General features: G+C 38.2%; 13 protein-coding genes. All 13 read right to left on the minus strand.

Features of this window, described 5'->3' with window-relative positions; all coding sequences use genetic code 11:
• Positions 1 to 313: 313 nt before the first annotated feature.
• Positions 314 to 1,813, minus strand: a complete 1,500-nt coding sequence (lysS, locus tag K5S59_RS02280; protein WP_000369672.1) for a lysine--tRNA ligase — start codon at positions 1,811 to 1,813, stop codon at positions 314 to 316.
• Positions 1,814 to 1,972: 159 nt separating this feature from the next.
• Positions 1,973 to 2,971: a tRNA dihydrouridine synthase DusB gene (gene dusB / locus K5S59_RS02285; RefSeq protein ID WP_000912237.1), complete on the minus strand. Its 999-nt coding sequence runs from the start codon at positions 2,969 to 2,971 to the stop codon at positions 1,973 to 1,975.
• Positions 2,972 to 2,994: 23 nt separating this feature from the next.
• Entirely contained in the window at positions 2,995 to 3,198 is a 204-nt protein-coding gene (locus K5S59_RS02290; protein WP_000387029.1) for a helix-turn-helix domain-containing protein, read from the minus strand.
• The gene (folK, locus tag K5S59_RS02295; protein ID WP_001059441.1) at positions 3,150 to 3,665 is read right to left on the minus strand and encodes a 2-amino-4-hydroxy-6-hydroxymethyldihydropteridine diphosphokinase; all 516 of its coding nucleotides are present in this window, start codon (positions 3,663 to 3,665) and stop codon (positions 3,150 to 3,152) included. Before folK ends, K5S59_RS02290 begins: the two co-directional genes overlap by 49 nt.
• Entirely contained in the window at positions 3,662 to 4,024 is a 363-nt protein-coding gene (gene folB, locus K5S59_RS02300; protein WP_000358076.1) for a dihydroneopterin aldolase, read from the minus strand. Before folB ends, folK begins: the two co-directional genes overlap by 4 nt.
• The gene (gene folP / locus K5S59_RS02305; protein ID WP_033655950.1) at positions 4,025 to 4,885 is read right to left on the minus strand and encodes a dihydropteroate synthase; all 861 of its coding nucleotides are present in this window, start codon (positions 4,883 to 4,885) and stop codon (positions 4,025 to 4,027) included. It lies immediately after the preceding gene.
• Positions 4,875 to 5,732: an aminodeoxychorismate lyase gene (gene pabC / locus K5S59_RS02310; protein ID WP_000909861.1), complete on the minus strand. Its 858-nt coding sequence runs from the start codon at positions 5,730 to 5,732 to the stop codon at positions 4,875 to 4,877. Before pabC ends, folP begins: the two co-directional genes overlap by 11 nt.
• Positions 5,726 to 6,313, minus strand: a complete 588-nt coding sequence (gene pabA, locus K5S59_RS02315) for an aminodeoxychorismate/anthranilate synthase component II (protein ID WP_000602304.1) — start codon at positions 6,311 to 6,313, stop codon at positions 5,726 to 5,728. The genes pabC and pabA overlap by 7 nt, the downstream gene beginning before the upstream one ends.
• 5 nt (positions 6,314 to 6,318) lie before the next feature.
• Complete coding sequence (gene pabB / locus K5S59_RS02320) at positions 6,319 to 7,716, minus strand: aminodeoxychorismate synthase component I (RefSeq protein ID WP_001189677.1); 1,398 nt, start codon at positions 7,714 to 7,716, stop codon at positions 6,319 to 6,321.
• A 221-nt stretch (positions 7,717 to 7,937) separates the two neighbouring features.
• Complete coding sequence (gene cysK, locus K5S59_RS02325; protein WP_001261702.1) at positions 7,938 to 8,861, minus strand: cysteine synthase A; 924 nt, start codon at positions 8,859 to 8,861, stop codon at positions 7,938 to 7,940.
• Positions 8,862 to 8,974: 113 nt separating this feature from the next.
• Positions 8,975 to 9,850 carry a redox-regulated molecular chaperone HslO gene (gene hslO / locus K5S59_RS02330; protein WP_033656274.1) on the minus strand — a complete coding sequence of 292 codons (876 nt, stop codon included), beginning with the start codon at positions 9,848 to 9,850 and terminating at the stop codon, positions 8,975 to 8,977.
• Positions 9,851 to 9,856: 6 nt separating this feature from the next.
• A complete protein-coding gene (locus tag K5S59_RS02335) occupies positions 9,857 to 10,645 on the minus strand; it encodes a type III pantothenate kinase (RefSeq protein WP_000578367.1) in 789 nt (262 codons plus the stop codon).
• Positions 10,646 to 10,870: 225 nt separating this feature from the next.
• Positions 10,871 to 12,772: an ATP-dependent zinc metalloprotease FtsH gene (gene ftsH, locus K5S59_RS02340; protein ID WP_001079662.1), complete on the minus strand. Its 1,902-nt coding sequence runs from the start codon at positions 12,770 to 12,772 to the stop codon at positions 10,871 to 10,873.
• Positions 12,773 to 12,798: the final 26 nt, after the last annotated feature.

The raw sequence follows: 12,798 nt of genomic DNA on the forward strand, positions 1-12,798 counted from the left end.
GTTTTCAAAGAACTTGTCTGTCGCTCAGAAGCGACTTTATTAATATAACATTTCGTTATATTTTCGTCAACAACTTTTTTCAATAAGTTGTTTTTCGTTTGTTTTGCTTGTTACCTTTCGTGGCAACGAATATAAATATACCAGTTTGATTATTAAAATGCAATAGTTTTTCTAATAAAATTTTTAACTTAGTAAAAAAGTATAAAAACAGCACATTTCTTCTATATAAATATAATTTCTCGCACCATCATGAGCTACTATCCCCACGTAGCTCATACCCAAATAAAAAAAGCTTTGGAGAAATCTCCAAAGCTTAGTCTTGTTTATGACGCATAGCAGGGAATAATAATACATCACGAATAGATGGTGCATTCGTTAACAACATAACAAGACGATCAATACCAATTCCTAGTCCACCTGTAGGAGGCATACCGTACTCAAGAGCTTCAATATAATCATCATCCATCATATGAGCTTCATCATTACCTTGTTCGCGCTCTTTTAATTGCGCTTCAAAACGTTCTTTTTGATCAATCGGATCATTTAGCTCAGTGAATGCATTTGCATGTTCACGTGCAACGATAAATAATTCGAAACGATCAGTGAATCGTGGATCTTCGTCATTCTTTTTCGCAAGTGGCGAAATTTCTACCGGATGACCGTAAATAAATGTTGGTTGGATTAATTTATCTTCTACTTTTTGTTCGAAGAATTCGTTTATAATATGACCAACTTCCATCGTATCCTTAATACCTACATTATGTTCCTTCGCAAGTTCACGCGCTTCTTCTACACTCATCGGATTCCAGAAATCTGCTCCAGAATGTTCCTTGATTGCATCTACCATATGAAGACGTGTCCATTCTGGTTCTAAATTAATTTCATAATCACCATATTGGATTGTTGTTGTACCTAGTACTTGCTTCGCAATATGAGCAACCATATTTTCTGTTAGTTTCATAATATCTTTATAATCAGCATACGCTTCATATAATTCAATCATTGTAAACTCCGGATTATGACGAGTTGATACACCCTCATTACGGAATACACGACCGATTTCATAAACTTTTTCTAATCCACCCACAATAAGGCGTTTTAAATGAAGTTCAATTGCGATACGCATGTATAATTCCATATCTAACGCATTATGGTGCGTAATGAAAGGACGCGCAGAAGCTCCACCTGCAATTGCATGCATCATAGGCGTTTCCACTTCAAGGTAACCATTGTCATCTAAGTATCTTCTCATTTCACGAATGATCTTACTACGAGTAACGAATGTTTCACGGCTTTCCATACTTGTAATTAAATCTAAGTAACGTTGACGGTAGCGTTGTTCAACATCTTTTAACCCATGATATTTATCCGGTAATGGACGAAGAGATTTCGTTAATAGTGTAAAGCCCGTTGCTTTCACTGAAAGTTCTCCAACGTTTGTTTTGAATACTTTACCTTCAATACCTACTAAGTCACCTAAATCTGCTGTCTTAAATAATTCGTACTCTTCATCTCCAACAGCATCTTTACGAACATATATTTGAACTTGTCCATGTAAATCTTGAATATGTGCAAATCCAGCTTTTCCTTTACCGCGTTTTGTCATAATACGACCAGCGATAGAAACAGAGATTTCTTTCTCTTCTAATTCTTCTTTAGAGAACTCTCCATATAAGCTTAATAAGTCATTTGTTGCATTTGTACGTTCAAATCGTTTACCGAACGGATCGATTCCTTGCTCACGTAAGTTATGTAACTTTTCACGACGAACAAGCAATTGGTCGTTTAATTCTTCGTGGTTCATGTTATCCATGGTATTGATATCACTCCAGCTCTATTAATTTTTACAATATATACAGTATAGCATTTTCTACTCAACTAGAAAAACTGCCAGCAACTAGCTGGCAGTTCTTCTTTCTTTCACGTAATTATAGGAAGTGTATAGAAGAATGTCAATCTTCCCTATCTATTATTAACCAACGTGAATTGTTTGTTGTTTCGCTTCTACTTCTTCTACAAATGCACCTAATACATTCGCAAGATCTTCACGCGTATTACAAGCATTGATACCATTACGTACAGTTGCATTACCACGAACACCCTTTAAATACCAAGCTGCATGCTTTCTCATCTCTCTTACAGCGACATTTTCGTTCTTTAAATCGATAAGACGATCTAGATGCAACATACATACGTCAATTTTCTCACGCACTGTCGGTTCCGGCATTAATTCACCTGTTTCCAAATACTTTACCGTACGATAAATCATCCACGGATCCCCAAGGGCAGCGCGCCCGATCATAACACCATCTACACCAATTTCATCAAGCATTCGCTTTGCATCTTGTGGCGTTTCGACATCACCATTTCCGATAACCGGGATATTTACAGCTTGCTTTACTTGTTTAATAATATCCCAATCCGCTTTCCCTTCATACATCTGCACTCGTGTACGCCCATGAACTGCTACCGCTTGTCCGCCAGCACGTTCAACAGCTTTTGCATTCTCAATTGCGAAAATATGATCTGCATCCCAACCAATACGCATCTTAACTGTAACTGGCTTTTCAACAGCATCTACAACTGCCGCTACCATTTCATATATTTTATTTGGGTCTAAAAGCCACTTTGCTCCCGCATCACACTTAATGATTTTCGGTACTGGGCAACCCATATTAATATCAATAATGTCTGCTGTCGTATATTTATCTACGTATTTCGCAGCATCTACAAGAGTTTCTTTCTCTCCACCAAAAATTTGTAAACTTAATGGCTTTTCTCTTTCATCAATATATAACATATCTAATGTTCTTTTGTTATTAAGTAATATCGCTTTATCACTTACCATTTCAGCACAAACTAGGCCTGCACCAAATTCTTTTACTGTCAAACGGAATGCAGAATTACACACTCCCGCCATCGGTGCTAATACAACCGGGTTTTTCATCTCAATATTTGCGATCTTTAACACTCGACTTACTCCTTCCTTCATAGTCACTTTGGCATTAATTCCTCCACCGAAACCTTCAATGCCTTAGCAACTTCCACTACAAAATCTTGGGAAGGTGATCGATTCCCTCTCTCAACTTCACCTAAAACAGATACAGATACCCCTAACTCTTTAGCAAAACCTTCTTGTGTATAGCCTTTTAGCTTTCGAAAAGCACGAATGCGTCTTCCCCATTTTTCTGCTTCCATACCGTTACTCCCTCTCGCCTTTTCATTTCTTCTACTTGTGAACGTGAAATGTTTTGTTTAATATCTTGATTAATCTCTAACAACGGAACGATAACAAAAGCTCTTTCGAACATCCGCGGATGCGGAACAATAAGATTCTCTGCTTCAATATTTTCTTGATTATATAGCAAAATGTCAAGGTCGATGGTCCTCGGACCCCATCTGATTTCCCTTTTTCTTCCTAAATCATTCTCTACTCTTTGCGTAACTTTCAATAACTCTTGCGGTGATAAATTGGTAGAAATTTTTACAACTAAATTTAAAAAGCAACTTTGGTCAGTATAACCAACTGGTTCCGTTTCATATACAGACGAAACATCCTCAACTTGGATATAAGGATTTTTATTTAGAAACTGAATCGCTTCAGTTAAATACGTGTGACGTTCTCCGATATTTGAGCCTAATGCAATGTAAGCTATATTATTCATGGACGTTCTCTCGTAATTTCCACTGCTACAGCACGATAATGCCCAGGTATCGGCGGATCTGGTTTAATTACTTTAATTGTACAACGGAAAATACTCTCATATTGTTTCAATATATCTGCAGCAATATTTTCAGCGATACTCTCTACAAGCTTATACGTTCTATCTTCAACAACTTTTCTACATAATTCAAAAAGCTCTCCATAATTGACAGAATGCTCTAAGTCATCACTTTCTCCCGCCTGCTTCAAATCCAATTCCACCGTTAAGTCCACTTTAAATCTCTGACCCAATTTATTTTCCTCTGGGAATACACCATGATAACCATAAAACTCCATATCATGAACATAGATTTTATCCAATTACTTTACCCCCTTACCAATCATCGCATCCATCATCTTAGCCATACGTGACATTTCCCTCACATCATGAACACGAACAAACTCACAGCCCTTTTCAATACCGAGACAAACGGTAGCTCCCGTTCCCTCAAGACGTTCCTCTACCGGTAAATCTAGCACATGCCCAATAAAGGACTTTCTTGAAGTACCTAACAGCACTGGGTAACCTAGTACGTTTAACTGTTCTAAATTACGCATCGCCTCTAAATTTTGTTCAGGTGTTTTAGCAAAACCAATGCCTGGGTCTAAAATGATATTCTCATCTCGCACACCAGCATTTTTAGCAATTTTAATACTGTCATATAAATCAGCGACCATATCAGCCATTAAATTGCGGTAATTCATGTTATCGCGATTATGCATTAAAATAATAGGTACATCGTAATGAGCTGCAACTTCAGCGATTTTCGGTTCCGCCTTCGCTCCCCAAATATCATTAATAATATGAGCACCCGCCTCTATTGCTTGTTTTGCAACTTCAGCTTTATACGTGTCGATAGAAATAGGCAATTTTACTTCTTTTGAAACTGCCTGAATCATTGGAACAACTCGCTTGATTTCTTCTTCCACTGATACTTTAGCAAAACCCGGACGAGTGGATTCACCGCCGATATCAATAATATGAACACCTTCATCTCGCATTTCTTTCGCATGGCGCACTGCAGCCTCTACCTCGTTGTAACTCCCGCCATCAGAAAACGAATCTGGTGTTACATTTAAAATCCCCATAATTAAGGTTTTTTCATTTAAGTTCAATGTATATTCGCCGCAGCGCAAATCATAATCCCACTTCAAACTACACATCTCCTCTTCACAATTCATTTCTGCTCCACAATTTCTCTCTCTGCATTTCATAAAGACTCATAAACCTTTTTGTAACCATACCTACTTTACCCGGGAAATCTCGTCCCTCTATACGATAAAGCGGAACAATTTCTTGAATCGAATTTGTTACGAAGACTTCCTCAGCTGAAAGTAATTCATCTTTTGTAAAGAAACCTTCCTTTACTTCTATACCTAACTCTTCAGCAACCTTTATAATAAACGCACGAGTGATACCATTTAAAATCCCTGTTTTTAACGAAGGTGTATATAAAATATCACCTTTTACGAAAAAGAGATTCGAAACAATACCCTCTGCAACATAACCTGTTTCAGTAAGGAAAATACCTTCCTTATTCACAACATTTCCAATTTCACGTTTCCCTAAAATGTTATTTAAATAATGATGAGACTTCAAGCGGGACGCACCCTCTGGCGTATTTCGCACTTGCTTTAAAACAACCCCTTCTTTTTCCACTACATCTCCCGGGGCTGCTAAAGGTTTTATAAAAACAATAACAGACGGCTCTTCATACATTTCCGTTTGCAATCCAATTTCATCTATACCCGCCGATACATTAAAACGGACATACGCATGCTCTAATTCATTCTTAACGAGTAGGTTCTTCAGAATAAGCAATACTTCATCTTTCGTCATTGTCCATTTAATTTGCAATGTATTCAGCGCATCTATTAAACGATCATAATGATCATCTAATAAGAAAGGATGACCATTATAAATACGAAATGTCTCAAACACTCCAAGACCATATAAATAACCATGATCATAAGGAGAAATTCTCGCTTCATTCGCTTCTACGTACTCACCATTTACGTAAATTAACATGATGTCACACTTGGACTGTATTTACGAATGAAATTTTGCAACAACTCTTTCCCGTGGGAAGTCATAATCGATTCCGGGTGGAACTGTACACCTTCAATCGGTAACGTTGTATGACGGAGCGCCATAATTTCCCCTTCTTCCGTCCAAGATGTTACCTCTAAGCAATCAGGTAACGTCTCTTTCTTAACGATAAGGGAATGATAGCGCGTCGCAGTAAACGGATTAGGAATATCCGAAAAAATCGTCTTTCCGTCATGATGCATAAGCGACGTTTTCCCATGCATTAAGCGCTCCGCACGAACAACTTCTCCACCAAACACTTGTGCAATGGATTGGTGCCCAAGACAAACCCCAAAAATCGGAATCTTTCCAGCAAAGTATTGAATAACCTCCATACTAACACCGGCTTCATTCGGACTACACGGACCTGGTGAAATCATTAAAAAGTCTGGTTTCATATTCTCAATATCCGAAATAGTCACTTCATCGTTACGTTTAACAACAAGCTCTTGTCCAAGTTCCCCTAGAAACTGTACTAAATTAAATGTAAAAGAATCATAATTATCAATCATTAATATCATTTCTCTCACCTAACCGTTTCTTCACTACGTTCTTTTGCACGCCATAAAGCAATCGCCTTTTTTAACGACTCTTTATATTCATTTTCCGGATTTGAATCAATTACAATTCCCGCTCCTGCTTGTACATGAGCCTTTCCATCTTTAGCAAGAAGTGTTCTAATTACAATATTCAATTCTGTATCTCCAGAATAACCGATCCAACCGATTGAACCTGTATAAATCCCTCTGCGAACAGGTTCTAATTCTTCAATAATTTCCATCGTACGTATTTTCGGGGCACCAGTAATCGTTCCCCCAGGGAATACAGCCTTCACTAAATCAAAGGCATCTTTGTCTTCATCCACCTCACCACGCACATTAGAAACAATATGCATTACATGTGAGTATTTCTCGATTACCATAAACTCATCTACTTCTACAGTGCCATATTTACAAACACGCCCTAAATCATTTCGTTCTAAATCCACAAGCATGACGTGCTCTGCTCTTTCTTTTTCGTTCTCAATTAATTCTCTTGCTAATGCTTCATCCTCTTGCTCATTTGCACCCCTAGATCTCGTTCCAGCAATTGGTCTTGTACTTACTTCGGTCCCTTGTTTCTTAATTAACAACTCTGGCGACCCACTAACAATTTGAAAATCTCCAAGCTCCAAGTAACCCATATATGGAGATGGATTAATTTCACGAAGACTTGTATAAATTTCTAGCGGGTGGGTTTGTAACGTTCTTTCTTGTCTCGTCGACAAGTTTACTTGGAACACATCACCAGCACCAATATATTCTTGAATACATTCAACCGCCTTCATAAAGCTTTCTTCTGTAAAAGCAACTGCTTCACTTTTCTTTTCAGGGCATGCAAATGGTATAGTCACTTCCGGCGCTTCTGTCGCCCAAAGAACCTTCCACTCATTTAATCGCTCTTTTGCCTCTTCACGCTTATCTACATAATGTGTAATAATCCATAATACATTCTCTTCTTGATCATACACAAACACATCATCAAATAATAAAAAGAATATATCAGGTATATTAATGTCATCCTCCGCAAGAGAAGGCAGTTTTTCAATATAACGGATGCAATCATAACTAAAGTAACCAATCGCACCACCTTGAAATGGCGGGTATTCCGGATTATAGTCCGTTTCCCATCGCTCCATATATTCCTGCATTAAATCTAATGGGTTTCCTTGCTTTATTGTTTCCTTACCACTTTCGCTTATATGTAACGTTTCATCCTTCCCTCGGATTACCGCTACTGGGTTTAATCCCACAATGTTATAACGACCGCCACGTCCACTCTCTAACAAAATATGTTGCGGTTTATCCTTAGAAAGAAATTTATATTGCTTAAAGAAATCTAACTGATATGGAATAGAAAGCGCTAAAGATTTTCTTCGTTGCATATCAACACCCCGTCTTCTTTTATCCCACCCTCTTAGATTAACCACTTCAAACTACATTCGTTATGTATATAGAGTAGTTATACTAGAAGGCTAGTGAAAATAAATTAATTATACTACCTCTTATTTTACATGAAGTTTTCTAGTCATTCACTCTTTTCCTATTTCCAATCTAAAAAGAAAAAGCATCCTTTTTTCAAGGATGCTTTTTCAATCACATATAATTAAGACTCAAATTGATAAAGTGGTGTACTTAAATAACGTTCACCGTTACTTGGGATAATAACAAGTACCTTTTTCCCTTTACCTAGCTTTTTCGCAATTTCTGTTGCCGCATAAATAACCGCTCCAGAAGAGATACCGACTAAAATCCCTTCCTCTTTAGCCACTCTTCTTGCATATTCAAATGCTTGCTCTGTTTTTACTTGAACAATTTCATCATATACCTCTACATCCAATGTCTCTGGGATAAATCCTGCCCCAATTCCTTGGATTTTATGTGGACCCGGTTTCCCACCAGATAATACCGGTGAATCCGCAGGTTCTACTGCATAAATTTTAATATCTTTATACGCTTCTTTCAGTACTTCACCAGCACCAGTAATCGTTCCACCTGTACCAATACCCGCAATAAACGCATCTAATTGGTCGCCCATTTGTTCAACAATTTCTGGCCCTGTTGTTAAACGATGAATTTCTGGATTCGATTGGTTTTTGAACTGTTGTGGTATAAAGTAGCCATGCTCTTTTGCTAATTCTGTTGCTTGACGAATCGCTCCACCCATTCCTTCAGGCCCTGGAGTCAATACTAATTCTGCACCGTAAGCACGCAATAAATTACGACGCTCAATACTCATTGTTTCTGGCATTACTAAAATTGCCTTATATCCTTTAGCGGCCGCTACCATCGCTAAACCAATTCCTGTGTTACCACTTGTCGGCTCAATGATTGTATCGCCTTCTTTTAATAATCCTTTTTTTTCAGCATCTTCAATCATAGCTAATGCAATACGATCTTTAACGCTGCTCCCCGGATTCATAAACTCTAATTTTAAGTATATATCTGCGCTGTCTGATTCTACGATGCGGTTCAACTTAACGATCGGCGTTTTCCCGATTAATTCTGAAACTGATTGTGCCACTCGCATTCCTGTCACTCCTAACACCGAGTATTTTTATTGGTTTTGTCTATATTTAGATTTTGTCAGAAAATTCCCTGTTTGTCAATCTATTTAGAGGGCGAATCCCCTTAATTCCCTTATTACAAACTCTCAATTAAATGTGTAATATCTTCTTTAGAGAACTTGTATCGCTCATTACAGAAATGACAATGAACTTCTGTCTCTTCTTCTTCTGCACGAACTTGCTCTAACTCCGTTTTACCTAAACTAATTAACACACTCTCGATACGTTCGCGTGAGCATGTGCAATTAAATTGAACATCCATCGTTTCTAATACTTTTACTTTATCTTCTCCAAGAACTGCATACAGTAACTCTTCTGGAGAAAGCCCTTGTTCGATTAACGTTGATACAGGAGGAATGTTCTGCAAACGATCTTCAATGAATGAAATGGTTTCTTCCTGTGCACCTGGCATAATTTGAAGGATAAATCCACCTGCCGCTAATACGCTGTCATCTCCATTTACAAGAACGCCAACTCCTACAGAAGAAGGTGTTTGCTCAGAAACTGCAAAATAATACGTGAAGTCTTCCCCTAATTCTCCCGAAACAATTGGAGATTGACCAATAAACGGCTCACGCATACCAATATCTTTAATTACTGTTACAAACCCTTCAGTACCTACCGCTTGATATACGCGTAATTTCCCTTGTTCCGTTCCTTCAAAATCAACATGCGGATTCGTTACATAACCACGTACATCCCCATTTGCATGAGCATCTACTAAGATGGGACCAATCGGACCATTACCTTCTACCTTAATCGTTAACTTTTGGTCACCTTTTAACATTGCGCCCATCATTGTACCTGCAGTTAAAGAACGACCAAGTGCCGCTGAAGCTGTTCTCCATGTATCATGACGTCTTTGCGCCTCACTTACTGTGTTTGTAGTACGTACACTATATGCACGCACTTCTCCATCAAATGCTAACGCTTTTACTAAATAATCTTTCATACTCATTTATTCACCTTTCTCATGCTGTAAATTTGCATTACGCTCGTATAACATATACAAACCTTTTAATGTTAAAAATGGATCTACAACATCAATTACATTCGATTCTTCTGAAATTAATTTCGCTAATCCACCTGTTGCAATAACTTTCGGTTCTTGTTTAGCTTCCTCTTTCATACGCTTAACAATACCTTCCACTTGTCCAACATAACCATAAAGAATACCAGATTGCATCGCACTTACCGTATTCTTTCCAACAACACTGCTTGGTTTTGTAATTTCAATACGAGGAAGTTTTGCCGCTCTACTATATAAAGCCTCTGCTGAAATCATAATTCCCGGCGTAATAACTCCACCCATATAATGCTTTTCTTCGTTAATATAACAATATGTAGTAGCCGTACCGAAATCGACAATGATAAGCGGACTTCCATATAAGTGTATTCCTGCTACCGCATTTACAATTCGGTCCGCGCCTACTTCACGTGGGTTTTCATATTTAATATTTAGCCCCGTTTTTATTCCAGGACCTACTACAAGCGGTTTAATTTTAAAATATTTTTCACACATGCGCTCTAAAGCAAACATAATTGGTGGTACGACTGAAGACACGATAATACCTTTCACATCTTCAAACGAAAGACCTTCATGCTCAAGCAACTGCTTTACAAGCATTCCATATTCATCTTCTGTCTTATGACGATCTGTTTCCATGCGCCAATGTTGACGAAGTTCCCCCTCTTCAAACACGCCTAGCACAGCATTTGTGTTCCCTACATCCAATACAAAAATCATATTCTCACCACTTATCTTATTTAATCTATATTTGTTCAGTATGTATAAAACTTATAAAAACATCATATCACACATACTTATATAATCAGCTTTTCTATCCTCATCATTTTACAAAAAGATTACGCTCTATTTCAATTTTTAATACCAAATTTATTTAAATTCTTTTTCTACTTCATTTCGTTCCACAAATAAAAAAAGGAGTGACTATCGTCACTCCTTCATCTCTTACTTATCTTCTGATTCTTCATCGTCCTTCTTCATGTTGATGTTTACTTTCACATCAGCTGAAGACGTTGGACGTTCTGGCAATCTGCCGTAATCACATAAATGATTGATTTGCTCTGCATCTAACGTTTCTACTTCAAGTAGCGTTTTCGCAATAAGATCTAGTTTATCACGATTTTCAGTAAGAATTTCTTTTGCACGAGCATAACAGTCTTTCATAATTGTTTGCATTTCCACATCGATTTCATGTGCAATTGCATCACTGTAGTTTTGTTCTGAATGGAAGTCTCTTCCTAAGAACACTTGACCACCTTGTGAGCTACCAAATTGCATCGGTCCAAGCTTATCACTCATACCGAATTCCGTAACCATACGTCTTGCAATGCCAGTCGCACGTTGGAAGTCATTGTGAGCACCTGTACTCACTTCACCAAATACAATCTCCTCAGCTACTCGACCACCAAGTAAACCAGTGATTTTATCAAGTAACTCTGGCTTTGTCATGAAGTAACGATCTTCTTTCGGCAGCATTACTGCATATCCACCAGCTTGACCACGAGGGACAATTGTTACTTTATGAACGACATCTGCTTCATCAAGAACAACACCAATTACAGTGTGGCCTGCTTCATGGAAAGCAACGATATTGCGTTCTTTTTCAGAGATAACACGACTCTTCTTAGCTGGACCTGCAATAACGCGATCCGTCGCTTCATCAATGTCACTCATATCAATTTTCTTCTTATCTTGACGCGCAGCTACTAAAGCAGCTTCGTTTAATAAGTTTTCAAGATCAGCACCAGAGAATCCTGGTGTACGAGTTGCAATTGCTCTTAAGTTGATATTCTCATCAAGCGGTTTATTACGAGCATGTACTTTCAGTACAGCTTCACGGCCATTTACATCTGGACGATCTACTGTAATTTGACGGTCAAAACGACCTGGACGTAATAACGCTGGGTCAAGAATATCAGGACGGTTTGTCGCAGCGATGATAATAATACCTTCGTTTGCACCGAATCCATCCATTTCAACAAGTAATTGGTTCAACGTTTGCTCACGCTCATCATGGCCACCACCAAGACCTGCGCCACGTTGACGTCCTACCGCATCAATTTCATCAATGAAAATGATACAAGGAGCATTTTTCTTTGCGTTTTCAAATAAATCACGTACACGTGATGCACCGACACCGACGAACATCTCTACGAAATCAGAACCACTGATAGAGAAGAACGGAACGCCTGCCTCACCTGCAACGGCACGTGCTAGTAAAGTTTTACCTGTACCCGGAGGTCCTACTAATAGAACACCCTTCGGAATACGGGCACCAACTTCAGCGAACTTACGAGGGTCTTTCAAGAATTCAACTACCTCAACAAGCTCTTGTTTCTCTTCATCCGCTCCAGCAACATCTCTGAAACGAACTTTTTTCTTTTCGTCATTATATAACTTCGCCTTACTTTTCCCGAAGTTCATAACACGGCTACCGCCGCCCTGAGCTTGGTTTAATAAGAAGAAGAATAAAATGAAGATAATAACAAACGGAATGATAGAAGTAAAGAATGTTACCCAAGCACTTGTTTCTTCTGCTGGTTGATACTTAACTTCAGCACCTTGCGCTTTGTCATTAATTTTCTTTTGTAATTCCTCAGTATTTGGTGCATAAGTAACAAATTGTTCTCCTTGGCTAGAGTTGTTAAATTGTCCTTTTACCTCAAATACACCATTTTTCGGTTGAAGTTGCACATTACGCACTTCACCTTTTTCTAGTTTAGTAATGAATTTATCGTAGCTAACTGATGTCGTTTTTTGTGTCGAACCATTAAAATAGCTCACGATTCCAATTACTACTAGGAATATCAGTAAATAAAAGATGGTATTACGGAAGATACGATTCATTCCTAACCTCCTCTCACGGCATAAAC

It is taken from the genome of Bacillus sp. BML-BC051 (assembly GCF_019656175.1).
GTDB classification, from domain to species: Bacteria; Bacillota; Bacilli; order Bacillales; family Bacillaceae_G; genus Bacillus_A; species Bacillus_A mobilis.

Bases quoted from the DNA above. Each gene is read 5' to 3' on its own strand.
- lysS (WP_000369672.1), bottom strand. From the start codon at position 1,813: ATGGATAACATGAACCACGAAGAATTAAACGACCAATTGCTTGTTCGT.
- K5S59_RS02290 (WP_000387029.1), bottom strand. From the start codon at position 3,198: ATGGAAGCAGAAAAATGGGGAAGACGCATTCGTGCTTTTCGAAAGCTA.
- folK (WP_001059441.1), bottom strand. From the start codon at position 3,665: ATGAATAATATAGCTTACATTGCATTAGGCTCAAATATCGGAGAACGT.
- folP (WP_033655950.1), bottom strand. From the start codon at position 4,885: ATGAATTGTGAAGAGGAGATGTGTAGTTTGAAGTGGGATTATGATTTG.
- pabC (WP_000909861.1), bottom strand. From the start codon at position 5,732: ATGTTAATTTACGTAAATGGTGAGTACGTAGAAGCGAATGAAGCGAGA.
- pabA (WP_000602304.1), bottom strand. From the start codon at position 6,313: ATGATATTAATGATTGATAATTATGATTCTTTTACATTTAATTTAGTA.
- pabB (WP_001189677.1), bottom strand. From the start codon at position 7,716: ATGCAACGAAGAAAATCTTTAGCGCTTTCTATTCCATATCAGTTAGAT.
- cysK (WP_001261702.1), bottom strand. From the start codon at position 8,861: ATGCGAGTGGCACAATCAGTTTCAGAATTAATCGGGAAAACGCCGATC.
- hslO (WP_033656274.1), bottom strand. From the start codon at position 9,850: ATGAAAGATTATTTAGTAAAAGCGTTAGCATTTGATGGAGAAGTGCGT.
- K5S59_RS02335 (WP_000578367.1), bottom strand. From the start codon at position 10,645: ATGATTTTTGTATTGGATGTAGGGAACACAAATGCTGTGCTAGGCGTG.
- ftsH (WP_001079662.1), bottom strand. From the start codon at position 12,772: ATGAATCGTATCTTCCGTAATACCATCTTTTATTTACTGATATTCCTA.